This window comes from Parabacteroides sp. AM58-2XD, assembly GCF_003463685.1.
In the GTDB taxonomy this organism is placed as follows: domain Bacteria; phylum Bacteroidota; class Bacteroidia; order Bacteroidales; family Tannerellaceae; genus Parabacteroides; species Parabacteroides segnis.
Map to the genome: position 1 here is coordinate 54,179 of NZ_QSDP01000015.1, position 19,010 is coordinate 73,188.

Below are 19,010 nucleotides of genomic sequence, written 5' to 3' on the forward strand. Positions count from 1 at the left end.
TTTAACTATGAAGAACAGGCGTAAAACAAAAAGAATGTCCATACCTCTACAGGTACAACAGCTACAGAAAGAGGAAGCGAACATTCTCAAAGAGTTTGGAAAATATCTATTGGATATATCGAAACTAGTAATCGGAGGTGCTGTAATTACTACCGTTTTACAACTCAATACCGATAAGATTTTGGTGATAACAATAGCTGTTAGTATAGCAATTCTTTTATGTATTGCAGGGTTTTTAGTATTAACCTATAAAAAGAAATAAATATGGAACCTGCTATATTTTTATATCTCCTTTTAGGTGCGATTGCCATAGGAATTATTATTTTTGTTAAAACTCCAGCAGGCAAACGTTGGCTAGACAAATATAGTTAACTGGCAAATAAGATTCCAGGCACGGATCACACGATCTATTATCGCATGTGATCCGTGCCTGATTATTTATATAAACCTCTCCCTCTTCTGCAAATTCAGCAACCCGATCATCATCCACACAATGCCACCTATCAAAAGGAAAATACGGTTCTTTACGATCAACCCTTCCCAGATTACCGGCAGGAAGTTATCAGGTACTTTAAAAGGATTCAGGAGAATATTCCAAAATGAACGTTCTATTATTTCCATCTCACTCGTTATCAGAAGGAGAATAGCCAGAATAATCGTAAACACAGCCGTGCCGTTACCGCTACGGGTGATGGTGGAGAGCATAAAGGCCAGATTCCCGAAAAAGACAAGGGGGAACATCAACTGGACAGACATCTCGAACGGATTGACCGGATACAACAATAATGTAGCCAGATAAGAAAAAGCCACCAGGATAAAAAATATAGCGACATAAATCATCAACAGGCGCACTCCCCAGACCTTATATTTGTAGTCAGGGATACCGAAAAGGATTTCCAGTATCCGGTTATCCTCATCATTCTGGATGCCGAATACGGCAGGATAGAATACCAGCAGGACACAAGGGAACATCAAAAGGTTATAGATCAGTCCTTCATTGATCTCTGCCCTATTCCAGGCTGCCTGGAACATGAAATAGGCAAAGAATGCGAATGCCGCCAGCAAGAACCAGATGAACTTGCCGGCGAAGATGATCTTCAGGTTATATTTTACCACCTTGGGTAATAAAGGTATCAATTGCTTTATCGTCATAACTATCTTTTTACAACATTAATCTACCACTTGAGTCTCATACCGCCTGACACTAGCATGAGGCTCATTGTCCGCTCTTCCCTTCCATATTTTTCAGCAAGCAGAGATAAGCATCTTCCAGGTTCGGCTCTACCTCTACGGCTCCCTCATAAGGCGAGCCGACAGACAAGTAACGCACCTGTATCGTATCTCCATCCTGTATATGATGAATCACCATCGTTTTATCCAGCACCTGTTCGAACGACTCACGGTCGATATGGAACTGCCAGACCTTACCGGTAGCCATGTCTACCATATCGGTCGGATCGCCGAAGTATTTCAGCTCGCCTTTGTTGATAACCACCACCTGGCTGCATGAACTGGAAATATCTTCGATAATATGCGTGGAGAAGATCACGATACGATCTTTACTCAACTCTACCAGCAGGTACGGAAACGGATACGTTCACGCGGGTCGAGACCGGCTGTTGGCTCATCCACCACCAGAATACGGGGAAGATGAAGCAGGATGAGGGCTATACCGATACGCTGTTTCATACCGCCGGAGAAAGAACCGATCTTGTCGTCTTTCCGTTCATACATATGAACTGCTTTCAATACATATTCCAGACGTTCTTCCCTCAACCTATTATCGGTAAGCCCTTTCAGGATCGCCTGATAATCGAGAAACTCCCAGGAAGACATATTCTCGTAAGTTCCGAACTCTTGCGGAAGGAAACCGATCAGGCTCTGCAATTCCTCCCGGTAAATGCGGGTATCCAGTCCATTGATCCAGATGCTGCCGTAACTCTGTTCCAGGATACCGCAGATAATACGCATCAGAGTTGATTTGCCGGCGCCATTAGGTCCCAGCAGACCGAACATTCCCGTACGGATCTCAAAAGATACGCCTCGCAAGGCTTTGAAAGGCCTGCGCTGTTTCCCGATCAACGGAATCCCTTTGACCATACGGAACCAGGAACGGCGAAGTCCGGCCAGCCGTCCTTTGATACGTTCTATATTGACATTCTTTTCATACAAGTATTGCGAAGAAACATATACGGCAATACAGAAGGCCCACAGAAGGCCCACAACGGAAATCAGTCCGGTATTATCCATCTTCCGGAACAGAACAAACAGAATGATCGGAGGAATACTCCAGAATATCAAACGGTTTATATATTTCACCCGCTTATTTTCCCCGAAACGGTAGAACAGGTATTGACGAACCTTCCGCCACAGATAAAGGATCGTGGCATAGATGGCAAACGACAACAGGAATATCCACAGCCTGTTATTGATGAAGAACCAGGTGAAATACATACCGAAAAGCAACATACCGAACTGCCACAGAACGTTGACAAAGTCTCTCAGCGAACGATATTCATTGCTCAATCCCAGATGCCGGCGGATATTCAGGCCGCTATTCCACTGACGGCTGATACGTCCCGGCCAGTCGTATATCTTCACCAGATTGCGGACAGAGATATGTATATCTTCCCCGGGATCGATTACTTTCGAACGGGCACGCCTCAAACTGGTCTGAGCAAAATAAGTCACTCCCGGAATACCGAAAACCAGAAGAACCATGTAAACAGACTGCCACAGCATCCCGTCGGCATACAACCAGATACCAACAACACCCAACAGGAACAGTATCAGATGGAACACCCATATTTTAGGAGACAGGCCCCGATACCACTGCAAGGTATTCTCCAATCCCATACAAACAGTCGGTATCAGGATCAACGTCAGCAACGCAGAGAATGTCAGCCCGCCGATCACCGTAATGGCAAACGGTGCACCGATAGCACCGGCATATTCCGAATCGCCCATCGCCAACGGGAACATGGCGACAATTGTCGTTATCGACGTAATCAGGATCGGTCGGATACGTGACAAACCAGCCGTCATCAATGCCCTGTTACGCCTGTAGCCTCGTTTGCGGAGGATATTGGAATAGTCTATCAGGATGATACCATTATTCACGACCACGCCCAACAGGATCAGGAAACCGGTCAGCGTATTCGCATTCAGCAGGCTATTGCTTGTCAGCAACAACGCCAGCAAAGAACCGATAGCAGCCAGCGGAATCGAGAAAAGCAGGACAAAAGGCGTCACCAGCGATTCAAAGACAGAGGCCAGTATCATAAAGATAAGGATGAAAGCTGCCAGTATCAGGAACTTAAAGTCTGCAAACTCATCTTCTTCATGGAACACCTCCACGGCAACCCCCGACGGCAGATTATAATTAGCAACCAACTGGTCGATATCCGAGCGATACCCCTCGAGCAGGTCTTTCGACGATTGTACGTCTTTGGAGAAATTATAGAACACCTCTATCTGTTTATCCTGGTTGACCCGCATGATACGGGTACGTCCACGGCCATAATTGACAGAAGCCAAGTCCTGCAAATCATGCAGTCCTCCGTTAGCATTCTGTATCTGTACGCGGCGCAGGTCATCGACGGTTTTGTCTTTCTTTTCCGTCTCCGCCTCTTCTTCCTCAGTCTCTTCGTCGCCGGGGATATCGTTACGGATGATGATATCGTAGGTATCCTCTCCGATCTTGAAAGAGGTACCCGAAGAATACTCCGGATTAAGCGCCGCCAACCCGGAGGAAATATTGGCACGGGTAATCTCGTATGAAGTCAGCAGGATCGGATCGAAATCGAGATGTATTTCAGGCTGCCGGCGGTTATAGGAGACGCGCGAACCACGGATAAACTCCTGTTCATCGAGGTAATAGCGGAAATCTTCGGCTACCAGTTGCATCACATCGAAATCGGAACCTTTTATCACGATCCGTTCACGGTTCTCGCCGATACCCAGCAGACGCATGAAATTACCCAGGCCGGCCATGGCCCCTCCTCCTGCGCCACCTCCGCCGCCGCCACCCGACATCGATTCCTCCACAGAGATTTCCGCTCCCTGGATATTGGATATGGTGGCCTGCACCGTGGCTTTATATTCAGCCATTTTACTTCCCGCCTTCTTCACAAAGTCATCGGTGAAGTTAAGCGTGAGGACGGCATTCTTTTCATTTATACGACTGATCAAGTCTTTCCTGCCGGGAAAACTGTCCAGGCGCGCTTCGATCACCTTCACCAGTTTATCCGCATTATCGAGTGTACTGCCCGTCGGCATCGTCACATAGATATTGATGCGGTCGGTATTCACATCTTTCATCTGCTGCACATTCATGTAAATGGAAAGGATCAGAGTGACGAACAGGACGATGATCGCCCCAAAGATCGTTACCCCCGGATTCCGCATACATGTTTTCAGCAAAACCAGGTAAACCTGTACAGGACGCTGTACAATCGAGACCTTTTCATAAAAGACGCTCTGCCCATTTTTCTTCCTCAGCAGCAGGTAAGTTGCCATCGGGATGAACAGCAGGGCGACAAATAGCGAGATAGTCAGGGTAGAGATAATCGAAACACCGATATGATGACCGATCAGCTTGATCATAAAGTTGTCGGAGAAGACAAAAGGAAGGAAGACTGTCACCGTCGTCAGCGTAGCCGCCACGATAGAACGCCATACCTCCTTTGTACCCTGTGTAACGGAACGTTCGGGCGTACAACCGGAAGCTGAGAGGCGGTAGATATTTTCAAGCACCACCACACTATTGTCGAGCAGCATCCCGATTGCCAGTGCCATCCCCACCAGCGTCAGGCTGTTGATCGTTATCCCAAAGGCATAGAAGAAATTAAATGCCGTATAAACGGATATAGGGATTGAAAGGGCAATAAAAAATACCAGCCGCAGGTTCTTCAGGAACAGCCAGAGAATCAGTATGGCCAGCAGACCGCCCACTAAGGCGAGATTGATGATCTGGTCGATATTATTCTCCATCGTCTCAGCCGTATTCTCCTGCACCACCACTTCCACATCGAGATAAACCAGCTTCTCGTTCAGCCGGTCGATTGCCTCGACGGCCCGGTGCGACAAGTCGATCAGGTTCGCCTGCGAATCGCTCATCAAGGCGACCGATACCGCATCTTTCCCGTTCACACGGCTATAGGAAGTCTCTTCCTTCAGGTCGAAAAAGACGGTGGCTACATCTTTCAGCAGTACAGGACCGGGGGCGACCACGATATTCTCCAGGTCGGACACCTTCGAATAAAGAGCATTAACATGGATAAAGTATTTGCTGTCCGGTTCATTGGCAAAGCCGACAAAGGCCTTATCCTGCGTGTTCTGTGTCAGCAGGCCGCTGATGGAAGACGGTGTCAGGTTCAACGCCTTGCAAGCCTCAGGGTTGAGGCGTATCTCGATCGCTTTCTCCCGGCCGCCGTAGATATTGACGGAAGCGACCCCGTCCACATTCTCCAGGTCGGAACGGATCTCCTTATCCACAATATTACGTACCCTGTCGACACCGCCCGAACCGCGCACCTGCAAAACCATAAAGTTATTGGCCATTTGGCCGACATCGACCTTCTGCAACTGCACATTGAAGCCGTCGGGGAAAGTGGCTGCCAGCTCGTTCACCTTCTCCTGTAGTTTCAGGGAGGTGATCTTGAAGTTCACCGTGTTTTTGAAATCTATCTGTATGGTAGACTGGCGGCTGTCGACGGTGGATTGTATCTTATCCACCCCTCCGATCGAACTGATCGCTCCTTCAAGCGGAATAACGATTTCCGATTCCACGTACGAAGGGTCCATATCCTGCTGGGACGAAACCTGTACGAACAGCATCGGCAGTTCGGCATTGGGCAATAACTCCACCGGCAACTGCTTATACGACACGTAACCAAGCATGGTCAGTGCGATAAACAGCATACAGATCGTTATTCTTCTATGTAGTAAAAAGTTCATGCTTTTCTGTTATTTACGCCTATTTTTACCTTTTCCAATATATAATAGACACATGGTATCACCATCAAACTCATCAAAGTAGATGTCACCAACCCTCCGATCACGGCAATAGCCATCGGCGAACGCAACGAAGCGCCTTCGCCAAAGCTGAACGTCATCGGAAGCAGGGCAAGTATCGTAGTGAGCGTTGTCATGATGATCGGACGGATACGTTGTTGTCCGGCCTGTACGATGGCATCTGTCAAGCCGGTTCCGTCTGCTTTCAACTGGTTGATACGGTCTACGAGGATGATCGAGTTGTTCACCGCGATACCTACCAGCATCACGATACCGATCACTCCCATCATATTGATCGTCGTGCCGGTCAGGAAGAACAACAGGATAGCACCTACCACCGCCAGTGGAATTGTCAGCAAGATCGTGAAAGGATGCAGCAGCGATTCGAACTGCGAAGCCAGCACCATATACACCAGGATGACCGACAGGGCAAGGGCAAACAGCAGGCTGTTCATCGACTCCTGACGCTTCTCCTCTTCTCCGGTTACCGTAACCGAATAGTTGACCGGCAGTTCGATGCCTTTCACCGCCTGACGGATTTCTTCCGCCACCTTGTCCAGCGACTTACCGGCATCCATATTGGCCATTACCTTGCTGATGCGGTTCTGATTACGGCGGTATATTTCTTTCGGGGCCTGCGATTCGCCAAAGGTGGCTATCTCACGCAGGCGAAACTCCTGTTCGCCATTCTTGATCACCAGGTCGCCCAGGGCACGCAGCGGAATATCAGGAACCTTAATGACAATATCGCGCATCTCTCCGCGATATTCCATCTTTCCGGCTTCTTTCCCGCTGAGTTGTTGTTTCAATTGTTCGATGACAGTCGATACACTCAGGTTGTTGATACCCGCGATCGTCCGGTTGATGGAAATCGTTATCTCCGGAGCACCGTCTTCAATGGAGGATACAATATTATAGAGGCCCGATACCTCCTGCATCCGGCTTTTCACTTCTTCCGTAATATCGGCTATTTCATCCAGCTCTTCCCCTTTCACCTCAACGACGATAGGGGCACCTTCGCTACCCAGTAACGAGCTGAGGGAATTTTCTTCCTGTTTGATGGTCAGTTCCAGCCCGTCAGGATTCTCCGCCGTATGAACAAACTGTTCGATAACAGCCTCGGGAGCTACCCGGCACTCGGAGGAAAGGACTACTTTCATCATTGCCGTGTTCTCTCCTTCGAAGATGGCATTCTCCGAACCGCTACCCTCGCCGATATGGCTGTAAACGGTCAGCAGGCTATCGCCCGTAATGGTATAAAGCAATTCTTCCAGGTTCGCCACCGCCGAAGAAGTACGTTCCAGTTTTGTCCCTTCCGGCATCTTCACCACAACAGTAAAAGCTTTACTTTCCATACGCGGCATAAACTCCGTCCCAATGAAAGGAAGCAGAAAAACCGTCAGCACCATCAACCCGACTGCCGCCGAAATGACAATCCAGCGATGCCCGATCAGGCTACGTAACAAATTGCTGTACCCTAATAACTGAATACCTCTTCCCGTCTCATTACCAGCTTCTTTTTTAGCATCCGATGGTATCCGGTTCCCCTCTCGAGAGGGGGCAGGGGGTGTGTTCATCAACCTGTCATACAACATCGGTATCACCAAAATAGCCACAAACAGCGACGACACCAGCGAGAACGTCACGGTCCAGGCCTGGTCCTTAAACAATTCCCCCGACGCCCCATGCAGGTAAACGATCGGCAGAAAAACCACAATAGTCGTCAGTGTCGAGGCAATAACAGCCCCCGCCACCTCCGACGTCCCCGTAATAGCCGCTTCACGTATGGACAACCCTTTCTCCTGGTTCCGGAAGATGCTTTCGATAACGACAATAGCATTATCCACCAACATACCGGCTCCCAGAGCCAAACCTCCGAGCGTCATAATATTCAGCGTAAGCCCGTTAAAGAACATCAGATTGAAAGTAGCGACAATCGAAATAGGAATCGCCATACTGACAATCAGCGTCGTCCCGAACCGGCGAAGGAAAACGAACAGCACGACAACCGCCAGGACGATACCCAGCACGGCACTGTCTTTCACCTCCCCGATCGCATTCTTGATAAACGTACCCTGGTTGGTTATCACTTTAAACTGATAACCGGGCAACGCCTGTTCGATAACACCCAGCTGACGGGATACACCGTCCACCACCTTCACGGTGTTATAACGCATTTCTTTATAGATCGAAAGTCCTATGCTACGTTTGCCGTTGATACGAACAATATTGTCGGGGCGGGCATTTTCAAAAGTTACGGTAGCGACTTCCCGCAGGAAAAGCGGAGCCTTGTTGCCCGAAGCCGTTGCCGCACCGGCGGAAGCATTCGTGCCTGTTTCCTGTTTAGCCACCTGTTTATAACCGACTATCAGGTTCTCGAAATCTTCTTCCGAACCGAACAGACTGGAACTTTTCACCAGATACTGCAAGCCCAGTTCACTGACACGGCCTCCCGATATGCTCTGATTGTTTGCTTCAATACGGGAAGCAATATCTTCTATCTTCAGACCGAAAGCATCGAGTTTATAAGGATCGGTGCGGATCGTCAGGGTACTCTCCTCCTGTCCCGACAACGTTACCTCGGCAACACCTTCCAACCGGATCAGTTCGTTGCGAATATAGCTTTCCGCCACTTTCCGGAGCTCCGCCATATCGGTTATATTCTGATGGGACATTCCGATCAGGATAACCGGTGACTGGTTCGGATCATGTTGTGTGATCTTCAACTCGGTGATATCTTTATTCTGGGCAAACGGATTCATCGCTTTCTGCAAGTCGAGGAAAGCCTCATCCATGTCTTTCGTCCAGGTATATTCCACTGTGATACGGGCCGAACCGGCTTTAACAACCGACGAAACCTGCGTGACATCGCTCTGACGGATAGCCATCGACTCCATGTTCTTCACAAACTGCTTCTCGATCTCTTCCGGCGGACGCTCACCGGCCTTCAACTCGATGAACAGCCGGGGATTATTCAGGTCGGGCAGCAGGTCGACACTCAGCTGGTCGTAGGAAATCTTTCCCAACAGCAGGATGGCCAGCACGACCATACAAATAGTGACCGGATTGCTTACCGCAAATTTGACAATGTTCTTCATAATAATCGGTTCACATTTTTCTATTTCTGTACTTTCACCTTACTGTTCTCCTTCAATGTTTCAAAGCCTTTGGTGACAAGGTTGTCGTTTTCGCGAAGGCCTTCCAGTACCTCGATATTGTTCTCGTCTTCCATTCCGGTCTTGATATTCCGCAGGATAGCCGTATTCTTATCCACTATAAACACAAATTTACGGCGACGGTTGGATTGTACCACGTCTTTCGGAATAATGATAGCGCTGTCGGCCCTGTCAACGACGATATCCGCCTTGACGAACATTCCCGGACGCAGTTTCAGGTCATTGTTCTGTATCAGCACTTTTCCCTTGAATGTGCGTGTTTCCGTACTGATAGCCGGCGAAAGTTCGCTGATCACTCCCTTCAATGTATCTTCCGGCAATGTATAATGCGTAATAAATACAGGCTGATCCGATTTAACATAACTGATAGCACTTTCCGGCAGGTTGACATCCATGTACATCCGGGCATAATCCATAATACCCACCATCGGTTTTCCCTGTTCTACCCGCACATCAGTCGTGTAATGAGGCAGATCGACAATAACACCGTCGAAAGGAGCCTTTATATTCATCTTTTCCAGATTGATCCGGGCATTCTCGAGGTCATAACGGGCATTCGTCACTTTCACTTCGGTATTACGCATTTCACTCAGGGTCACACCGCCTTTTTCATAAAGGGCTTTCTGTTTCGACTGTTCCTGTTCCGCTATTTCCAGACTCAATTCCTTGGCATCTATGGCAATACCGTTCTCATATTCCTTATCTTCCAGATGGATAATCAGCTGTCCTTTAGAGACCAGGTCGCCCAGTTTGAAAGGTCTTCCTGTCTTCGGGTTGATCTGGAGTTTGTACAAACCGCTCATTTCCGAGTTAAGATCGACACCATACGTAGGTTGTGCCGTCCCGGTCGTGTTAATCAGTTTACTGATAGAACCTTTTTTCAGTTCTGTTACCGAAACCGGTGTGGCTATATCGCTGGGAGGATTCTGCGGCTGGTTGTTACAACCGGTTGTTACTATGGCTAGTAATACAAGAGATACAAAGGTATGACTATACTGTTTCATGGCTAATTATTTTTCTGATATAAAGTCTTTCATCGGAACGATCGGAGCATTCAGCTCGAAGTCGTACAAGGAAAGTATTTTAAGATTCAACAATTCGATCTTGTAATTGATCAGGGCTTGTGTATAAGAGATCTTCTTATTCGACAACTGTGTCTGAAACTGACTCATTTCCATTCCGGTCAGATCACCTTCACGATAACGGGTCAGGTTCAGATCGTATGTACGCTGTGCATTCAGCACGTTCTGTTCGGCAATCTCTATCTGTGTCCGTAAGTTTTCCAGGCTACGCCATACTTGGCGGATATTCAATTCGATATCGACTTTATCTTCATGGAAATCAAGTTTGTTGATATTCTGAGCCACTTTCTGCGCACGGACACGGGCCTTCTTTTCTCCCCAGTCGAAGATGGGCACCGTAAAACTGATTGCCACCCGCGGGTTCTGTGTCGGGTTTTCATAGATATTCTGGAAACGTTTGTTGTCACCTATCAAACCAAAAGAGAGTGAGATATCTCCCTTAAATTCATTCAGTGCCTTCGTCTTGATCATATCGAAACCAAGTTCATCACTTTCAATTTCCCGCTGGCGAAGCTCCAGACGCGATTGCAGACCGTGATCTATCGCTTGCCGGAGGTTAACATCGATCGGTTTGATATCTATCTCGGCAAAAACCATCAAGTCGTCATCCAGGTTCATACCCAACGCCTGTTTTAATTTATCCTTTGCATTCTCCAGGGAGACTTGCTGTTCTTCTACCGAAGAGCGGGCGGTTGCCAGGTTCAGTTCCGCCTGAAACAGTTCGTCTTTGGCTGACAAGTCAGCTTCTACCTTATTCTTTATAATATCGTAGCTTTGCTGGGCATTCACCAATTCTTCGCGGGTAATAGCCAACTGACTTTGCGCCATATAAACACTATAGAATTGGTTGGTGATGTCTTTTTCGGTATTCAAGCGTTGGAGAGCATAGCTGATATGGGCATTCTCGTAATCATACTCGATCTGTTTCAACTCCATCTTCCGCTTATTGTAAGTAAAAATTGGTTGCGAGAGTTGCAGATAGAGGTTGTTGTTAAACGCCTTATTACTATTCTTGTCGCCGTCGATATTCGAATTATTATCCTGCCAGCCGAACGTATTTATCAACGAAATCTCACCATCCGTCCACAAGATAGGCTGGTCCACCCGGAAAGTTCCGCTGGTACTGAGTTTTTCGTTTGTATACCATTGCGACAAACGATTGTCGAAACTCCTGTTCTTACTATAATCCAGGGGATTCAGGTTCAGTGAGAATTTGGATTTAAGGGAAGCCCGCTGGGCTATCAGCGTTTCCTGATACCGGTCCAGGTTCATGTGCGAACGGCGCAGGGTCGGACTGTTCTCTTCTGCTATATCCAATGCCTTCTCGATGGTCAGCGACAGTTGTCCGTGGGAAAACAGAGGGATTCCCGACAGGAGAACAACCACAAGGATCATCTTTTTCATCCATACTAACTCTCTTTGCATATAAGTAGACTGTTTTAATGATTATCGTTTTACCAGTTTGACGGCATCGGCCGTTACACTTCTTAATTTACATTCATTCGTCAAGGTAATGTAAGCCGTATCGGCCACAAAATAATAGACGCCCAGCTGTTCCCATCCTTCATTCGCTTTCCGGAGGTCGATATACGCTTCTTCGCTTTCTTCCCCCTGCCTGATCCTGAAACGATATTCCCCCTGGGCCCGGTCATTATACCGGAGTTCGTTATCCTTACTCACATAATAATAGGCATCATAGGTACCTTCCGACGGGACAGGAATCTTCCACATCGCCGTCTGGCTACCATTGCCACTCTTTACCACATACGCCGAACGGATATATTTACCGTAATAATTTGCATTGGTGGTTGCCGTCCACTCCAACGGAGGCCGCCAACTCGAGACACCCGCATACTTGAACGAAGTATCCTCAACCTTATCCAGCCATTTGGGTAACAACCCCACTACATCCGGCGCAGAGAGGATAAACAATGTACTGTCCTCATTATCCACAATAATTTCTCCCTCCGTCCCGAAAGAAGAAGCGGAAATTATAAAATCGCCTTCTGCATCTATATTCTGCCTTCTCTCCTGTCTGATATTTCCGACAGGCTGATTGATCACACTCGGCAAATTACCGGATATCAAGGTATTGACGGTTACATCACGGGGAGCATCCTCCCAAACGGATACCAGTTCCTTTGTCTGATGAGCTTCCAACGGAATCTTCCGGCTGGTACGCGGATCGATATCATTCTGGTTGCTTCTTCCGACTCCCTGAATATCGATATGTATAATTCCATCATAATCCGAATTATTGCTGACCTGCATTTTCAGGACAAAAGACTCCTGTCCCCGGTTAGTGATTTTTGTCACTTCCGGTCGTCCCAGACTATAAATAGGCAAAGGCGTAGGATGCGACCATTCCTCCAATCCCGACCGGATATCCGACCGGCTGACCATTCCTAATGTATCCAGCAGGCTTTCAAACTGGATGTTCCGGAAAGTATTCCGTTCGAGTAATGTATAAAGCGAATCCCTGAATGCGTTCACCCCGATATTGATCTCAGGAATAGCAAACAACCGATAAGTCTTTAAACTGATAATATTCTCCAGCAAATCACGGTATTCCACATTACCCAGCAACTCCTTAAAGGTTTGCTTTTCCATCAGCAGGCTGGCTTTTTCATTGTTACTGATACCATTGATCTCACGCTCCCAGCCATAATTATCCGATTTCTTTTGCAGATAAAGTTCGATCGCAGTATTGGCGACCGGCCATTCGGGAGAAAAAATATTGTACCGGTAATTATACAGTTGCGGGAACAGGAAATAAGGGTTTGCCTGCGAACTGATATTATAATTACCACGGCCGCTGGAAGAGAAATTATAGTTTCCTTCCGGCCGCTGGAATATCCAGAAAAAGTTGTTCAGCGTGCGTATCTTTGCCTCTTCTTCAGTTATCTCACGTCCTCCCCGCTTCGACCATTTCACCTGGTTACGCCACATCTTGTCCACATCCAGCTGGCCGAACATACATCCTTTTTCCGGGAACAGGACCATCTCGGGCTGTACAGCTTCCTGAGCCTGCGACCAGGCACGGGTATAGGTGGAGAACTGAACAGGCACTTCCACGATCGAGAAGCGGCTGAACGGATAACTCAGTTTATAGTTACGTTCCAGATTATCTCTCATATTACGGATAAAGCTGGGGATGGTATCGAGTATGGAGTCGAAAGTAGCCGTATAATAATCATTTCCCTCAATGTGCCAGATACTATATAATGTACTGTCCGATTCCAGACTTTGCTGTTTGTACTTACCCACAATCACGGAAACTGCCTGTGCCGGATATTCGGAGACAAACGAATAAACGCCGTCCTCTCCTTTCACTCCCTCCCCTTGCGAAAGCGGAGTGAGACCCGGAAGCGTTTTCACCCGCAAACCGAATTTGCTGAAATAAGTCTGCTGCCAGTCCGGACTCACATTGCTGTAGGAGGTTCCGGGACGCGGATACCAGTATGTTTCAGGAGTGAACAACAGATAATCCGGTGTCTGAAATGCATATTGCTTATCTATATTAAACAGGAAATCCCTGCGCTCTTTCTGCAAAATCTCTGCCGGAATATCCAGGTAACAGAACTTGCTGTCGACCTTCCCGCTATACCTGATAGAGAAAGATACCGTATCGCCAGGTAAAACCTCCTCACCGAAATCGACCAGCAGTATCTGATTATCCCTCTTGAAATCAAGAGGCTTCCCTCCTCTTTTTATTTCCTCCACCTGCAAACCGGGATTCAGACAAAAAGTGAAAACAGTCGCCGGCTGCAAAGCCATCCCTTTCATTTCCACCTCCGAAACCACCCGTTCCGGTTGCTGTTCGAGTGATATATCGTATTGATTGATTATCATCTTGGGAGTATTCACATACTTATTATTGATCTCGGTGTAAAGGGTACGCACCTCCCCTTCTCCCAGGATGGAATGAACATGTTTATATCCGGCCGCCCCACTTATCAGCAGCATACAGAACGAAAGGAACAGCCACGGATAATTACTGCGCGACGAATTGGGCAACCGCCTGAACAGAAAGATCGTAAAAAAGATAAAAGCCAGTCCGGCAAAGAAATAGATCGCCCGGTGATTCAATACAACTTCCAGATTGGTAAAGCCCACGATAGTCGATTTAACCAGCGGCAAACTATAAGCCATATAATCGAACAGGTAATAAAACTTATCGCTGATATAAAACAATGTCAACCCGATATATCCCAATAAGATAATAAAGGTCAGCGCCTGATTTTTCAGTACCAGCATCAGGAAGATGGACAATCCGATGATAAAGATCAGTGTCGGAATACTTATCAGCAGGAAATAAACCGGATACGACAGCCAGTCTACCGACATGCCCGATCCTATAAAATTAAATATCAGAGCCATTCCCATGACGATCAGGTTCAGTATCAGGAAAACCCGCAGGTTTCCCCATATCTTTCCGATCACATATTCCGCATTGCTCAACGGACGGACATAAAAGACTTCCGAAGTATCCAGCTTCTTATCCCTTTTCAAAAACTCCGAAGCAAGGAATATCGATATGACTGCCTGCCCGGTATTCAGTAAAAGCAGGTTCAGGTAAGGGAGATTGGAAGGGAGCGCTTTCAACATCCACATGCCTCCGCCATTGTCGGCAACCAACATACCAAAGTCAAAGAATCCGAGTATCAGAAGAGCCAGCACGGTAAACACCTTAAAGAACCAGCTTCGGATCAATATCTTGCTTTCGTATTTTGCTACCGATTGTATATTGTTGACAAACGACATAGGGGGTAAAGTAAAAGGTTACTAATCATTGGTCCAAAGGTTCAATTTATTTTCCATATAATATACATAAGCATGTTCCAGATTGGGAGGATACGATTCAGCCTCATACCCTTCGATCTCGTCGGCCACCACCTGCACTTCCCAACCGGAACCGGAAGGAATCGTAGAGATAACAGGATATTTCTTATCCACCTCGTGCAGTTCATCACTTGTCACTTTAATGCGCCATACTTTCCCTTCCGCCTGTTTCAGCATATCCTGCGGAGAACCGTAAAAGGAAACCTGTCCCTTATTCATCAACGCCATGCAGTTGCAGGTACTGGATATATCTCCCACAATATGGGTGGAAAGAATAATCGTCACATCATTCTCACTGACTTCCGACAGCAGATTACGGAAACGGATACGTTCTTCCGGGTCCAACCCAGTCGTCGGTTCGTCCACAATTATCACCTTCGGATGGTGGATCAATGCCTGGGCAATACCCAGACGGCGTTTCATACCGCCCGACAGTTTATTCGCATACCGTTCGCGCACATCAAAGAGACCGACATTTTCCAGCATGGCATCCACAGCCTGCTTGCGTTGCTTGCCATTTGTCATGCCTGATAAACGGGCCGCATAATCCAGAAATTCATGTGTCTTATATTTGGCGAAGAAACGGAAATCCTGCGGGAGATAACCTAATATTCCCCTGATCTCCTTCCGCTGTTTGAACAGATCGTATCCGCAAATATTCACCTGTCCTGACGATGGTTCCATTAATGCAACCAGGATACGCATCAATGTAGATTTACCGGCACCATTGGGCCCGAGCAGTCCAAACATGCCCGTAGGTATCTCCAGATTAATGTCTTTCAAGGCGTGGTTTCCGTTCGGATACACCTTATTTAGGTCTTTTATCGATATGCTCATTCTGCCAACTATTCAGAAGAAATTAGAATTAAGTATTAATGGCTGGTAAAGATATATTTTATTCGCATGAATACAAATAAAAAACGCCCTTATCCCAAATATATTGGATAAGGACGCTTAATTTTTTTAATTAAAATCAGATTTTAATAGTTCTGCTTCATCGGTTCGAAATATGCCTGCGGATGTTCGCATGCCGGACATTTCATCGGCGCTTTCTTGCCTTCGATCACAAAACCGCAGTTACGGCACTGCCAGAAGATAGCTTCGTCTTTTTCAAATACTTTGCCTTCTGTCAAGTTAGCCAGCAGTTTACGATAACGTCTTTCGTGTTCAGCTTCTACTTTAGCAATCATTCTGAAAGCAACAGCAATGTTTTTGAAGCCTTCTTCTTCTGCGATGTCAGCAAATGCAGGGTATAAGTCAGCCCATTCTTCATTTTCGCCGTCAGCGGCAGCAGCCAGATTTTCCATTGTTGTGCCGATCACACCGGCCGGATAACAAGCAGTAATTTCCACCATACCACCTTCCAGGAATTTAAAGAAACGTTTAGCGTGTTCTTTTTCCTGTTCAGCTGTTTCCATAAATACACCGGCTATTTGTTCGTAACCTTCTTTTTTAGCTACGCTTGCAAAAAATGTGTAACGACTTCTTGCCTGAGATTCTCCGGCAAATGATTTAAGCAAATTCTGTTCGGTACGTGTACCTTTAATACTTTTTTCCATAATGCTAATTATATATGTAGTATAAAATGAGTTTGTAAAATCGCCCTATTGAAATAACTCTCAAAAGTAGGAAAATGTTTAATACTTTAATTCATTCTTTTACTTAAAATATATCTATCAACAGATAAATAACATCTATTACTTTTCTCCCGAAAGACAAGTAATCAGAAGTTCAGGACAGATACAGATACAATTTTTACCACATTTGCAATGTCGACATTACAATATATCCTATATTTTATGCTTTACGCTAAATATTATTGTATCTTTGCATCAAAATTTAACATACTAGGCAGAAAGATGGAACGTAAATTTGATTTTCAGCCCAAGTTGATCTCGGCGCTGAAAAACTATTCCAAGGAAAAATTCATGGCAGACCTTATGGCGGGGATCATTGTGGGCATTGTGGCCCTTCCGCTTGCCATCGCATTCGGTATTGCTTCGGGAGTTAGTCCGGAAAAAGGATTGATCACCGCTATTATCGGTGGGTTCATTGTCTCTTTTCTGGGAGGCAGCAATGTGCAGATCGGGGGACCGACAGGAGCATTTATCGTCATCGTATACGGTATCATACAGAATTTCGGTATCGAAGGACTTGCCATTGCAACCGTTATCGCCGGTATCATACTGGTAATCATGGGAGCATTAAAACTCGGCACAGTCATTAAATTCATCCCCTACCCGATCGTTGTCGGCTTTACCAGCGGTATCGCACTAACTATTTTTACCACACAGATGAAAGACCTGTTCGGACTGACGATGGAAAAAGTACCGGCCGATTTTATCTCCAAATGGATTGCTTACTTCGAACATTTCCATACGGTCAATCCATGGTCGTTCGTAATAGGGATTGTCAGTATACTTATTATTGCCGTCTCCCCCCGATTTTCCAAAAAGATACCGGGATCATTGATTGCTATTATCGTCATGACAGTCATCGTATATATTATGCGCAATCATCTGGGTATCGCAGGTATTGAAACCATTGGCGACCGTTTCACTATCAATGCTTCCCTCCCGCAACCGGAAGCTATTTCTTTCAATATGGAAACAATCAATCTCCTGCTTCCTGCGGCTTTTACCATCGCCATGCTGGGGGCTATCGAATCACTTCTTTCGGCAACTGTAGCCGATGGTGTGACCGGAGATAAACATAATTCGAACACGGAACTGATCGCCCAGGGAGCCGCCAATATCATTGTTCCCATTTTCGGAGGTATTCCCGTTACCGGAGCAATTGCCCGTACAATGACCAATATCAACAACGGAGGCCGTACACCTGTTGCCGGTATTATCCATGCAGTCGTACTGATGCTGATCCTGTTATTTCTCGGACCGCTTACCAAGCATATCCCGATGGCTTGCCTGGCAGGGGTATTGATTATTGTATCTTATAATATGAGCGAATGGCGTACCTTCCGTTCGTTGATGAAGAATCCAAAAAGCGATGTTTCTGTTTTGCTGGTCACATTCTTCCTGACCGTTATTTTCGACCTGACTATTGCCATTGAAATAGGTTTGCTGATCGCCATGTTCCTGTTTATGAAACGGGTAGCGGAAACGACGCATGTGTCTGTTTCCAAAGACGAAATCGACCTGTCCGATGAGGGAGAAATCCATCATGATGAAGAAGTGCTGACTTTACCGAAAGGCGTAGAAGTGTACGAAATCGACGGCCCGTTCTTCTTCGGTATAGCTAATAAGTTCGACGATGTGATGAAAATCATAGGTGATAAACCTAAAGTACGTATCATCCGCATGCGCAAAGTCCCGTTTATGGACTCGACCGGCCTGCATAACCTGGAAAGCCTGTTCCGTCTGTCGAAAGCAGAAAATATCCATATGATCTTATCCGGAGTAAACGAAGATGTACACCGGGTATTGACCAAATCCGGATTCGACAAGAAGATCGGACCGGACAATATCTGTTCCAACATCAACGAAGCTGTCAGGAAAGCGGAAGAAGCTGTAAAATAATTTCTAAAACTGAATGCCTATGGAAAGGAAGAACGAATGCGTCATCTTCTTTTTCCATAGCATATCGTTCAACGGCTTTCGTTCAATCACGAGGTTACGGCGACCGCCATACACATCATAGTTAGAAATGGTATATCCGGCTGAAAATACCCAGCTTTCTACCTCGATCTGCATAAAACTCCTTACATTCCAATACAACCAATCCCCATTCAGGTTAGTCATATCTTCCGTATACAGAGCCGAAGTGGGTCAGGGCAGACGCATTAAAATAAATATCTAATTTACAGTAAAAAAACTATTACTTAATCGATTTAGATTGTTGATTAATAATCTATTATAGTATATTGTTTTAAGAATAA

Annotated in this window: 10 protein-coding genes and 1 pseudogene; 2 read left to right on the plus strand and 9 right to left on the minus strand. The window is 46.4% G+C overall.

What is annotated here, in order from left to right:
• The first annotated feature begins 7 nt into the window (after nucleotides 1-7).
• Nucleotides 8-262, plus strand: a complete 255-nt coding sequence (locus DXA15_RS05585) for a DUF6722 family protein (RefSeq protein ID WP_128133381.1) — start codon at nucleotides 8-10, stop codon at nucleotides 260-262.
• Between the two features lie 176 nt (nucleotides 263-438).
• On the opposite strand, the gene DXA15_RS05590 is transcribed toward DXA15_RS05585, so the two are convergent.
• The 8 genes and pseudogenes from DXA15_RS05590 to rbr all read right to left on the minus strand — a co-directional run bounded on the left by DXA15_RS05590 (nucleotide 439) and on the right by rbr (nucleotide 16,674).
• A complete protein-coding gene (locus DXA15_RS05590) occupies nucleotides 439-1,152 on the minus strand; it encodes a hypothetical protein (RefSeq protein ID WP_009860435.1) in 714 nt (237 codons plus the stop codon).
• Nucleotides 1,153-1,216: 64 nt separating this feature from the next.
• Nucleotides 1,217-5,958: pseudogene (locus DXA15_RS05595) on the minus strand (efflux RND transporter permease subunit).
• Complete coding sequence (locus tag DXA15_RS05600; protein WP_128133382.1) at nucleotides 5,955-9,113, minus strand: efflux RND transporter permease subunit; 3,159 nt, start codon at nucleotides 9,111-9,113, stop codon at nucleotides 5,955-5,957. The pseudogene DXA15_RS05595 and the gene DXA15_RS05600 overlap by 4 nt, the downstream one beginning before the upstream one ends.
• A gap of 20 nt (nucleotides 9,114-9,133) precedes the next feature.
• Nucleotides 9,134-10,195, minus strand: coding sequence for an efflux RND transporter periplasmic adaptor subunit (locus tag DXA15_RS05605; protein ID WP_128133383.1), 1,062 nt, complete (start codon nucleotides 10,193-10,195; stop codon nucleotides 9,134-9,136).
• Between the two features lie 6 nt (nucleotides 10,196-10,201).
• Nucleotides 10,202-11,698, minus strand: coding sequence for a TolC family protein (locus DXA15_RS05610; RefSeq protein ID WP_009860439.1), 1,497 nt, complete (start codon nucleotides 11,696-11,698; stop codon nucleotides 10,202-10,204).
• 21 nt (nucleotides 11,699-11,719) lie between these two features.
• A complete protein-coding gene (locus tag DXA15_RS05615) occupies nucleotides 11,720-15,037 on the minus strand; it encodes a xanthan lyase (protein WP_128133384.1) in 3,318 nt (1,105 codons plus the stop codon).
• A gap of 21 nt (nucleotides 15,038-15,058) precedes the next feature.
• On the minus strand, nucleotides 15,059-15,952 hold the full coding sequence (locus DXA15_RS05620; protein WP_044215046.1) for an ABC transporter ATP-binding protein: 894 nt from the start codon (nucleotides 15,950-15,952) through the stop codon (nucleotides 15,059-15,061).
• A gap of 143 nt (nucleotides 15,953-16,095) precedes the next feature.
• Nucleotides 16,096-16,674, minus strand: a complete 579-nt coding sequence (gene rbr / locus DXA15_RS05625) for a rubrerythrin (RefSeq protein ID WP_128133385.1) — start codon at nucleotides 16,672-16,674, stop codon at nucleotides 16,096-16,098.
• Between the two features lie 300 nt (nucleotides 16,675-16,974).
• Between rbr and DXA15_RS05630 the strand changes: the two genes are divergently transcribed.
• Entirely contained in the window at nucleotides 16,975-18,651 is a 1,677-nt protein-coding gene (locus DXA15_RS05630) for a SulP family inorganic anion transporter (protein ID WP_128133386.1), read from the plus strand.
• Nucleotides 18,652-18,654: 3 nt separating this feature from the next.
• On the opposite strand, the gene DXA15_RS05635 is transcribed toward DXA15_RS05630, so the two are convergent.
• Entirely contained in the window at nucleotides 18,655-18,873 is a 219-nt protein-coding gene (locus tag DXA15_RS05635; protein ID WP_233566904.1) for a hypothetical protein, read from the minus strand.
• Between the last annotated feature and the right edge of the window lie 137 nt (nucleotides 18,874-19,010).

What these genes read in the sequence shown, in the direction of transcription:
- DXA15_RS05585 (WP_128133381.1), top strand. Translation starts at nt 8, where the DNA reads ATGAAGAACAGGCGTAAAACAAAAAGAATGTCCATACCTCTACAGGTA.
- DXA15_RS05590 (WP_009860435.1), bottom strand. Translation starts at nt 1,152, where the DNA reads ATGACGATAAAGCAATTGATACCTTTATTACCCAAGGTGGTAAAATAT.
- DXA15_RS05600 (WP_128133382.1), bottom strand. Translation starts at nt 9,113, where the DNA reads ATGAAGAACATTGTCAAATTTGCGGTAAGCAATCCGGTCACTATTTGT.
- DXA15_RS05605 (WP_128133383.1), bottom strand. Translation starts at nt 10,195, where the DNA reads ATGAAACAGTATAGTCATACCTTTGTATCTCTTGTATTACTAGCCATA.
- DXA15_RS05610 (WP_009860439.1), bottom strand. Translation starts at nt 11,698, where the DNA reads ATGCAAAGAGAGTTAGTATGGATGAAAAAGATGATCCTTGTGGTTGTT.
- DXA15_RS05615 (WP_128133384.1), bottom strand. Translation starts at nt 15,037, where the DNA reads ATGTCGTTTGTCAACAATATACAATCGGTAGCAAAATACGAAAGCAAG.
- DXA15_RS05620 (WP_044215046.1), bottom strand. Translation starts at nt 15,952, where the DNA reads ATGAGCATATCGATAAAAGACCTAAATAAGGTGTATCCGAACGGAAAC.
- rbr (WP_128133385.1), bottom strand. Translation starts at nt 16,674, where the DNA reads ATGGAAAAAAGTATTAAAGGTACACGTACCGAACAGAATTTGCTTAAA.
- DXA15_RS05630 (WP_128133386.1), top strand. Translation starts at nt 16,975, where the DNA reads ATGGAACGTAAATTTGATTTTCAGCCCAAGTTGATCTCGGCGCTGAAA.
- DXA15_RS05635 (WP_233566904.1), bottom strand. Translation starts at nt 18,873, where the DNA reads ATGACTAACCTGAATGGGGATTGGTTGTATTGGAATGTAAGGAGTTTT.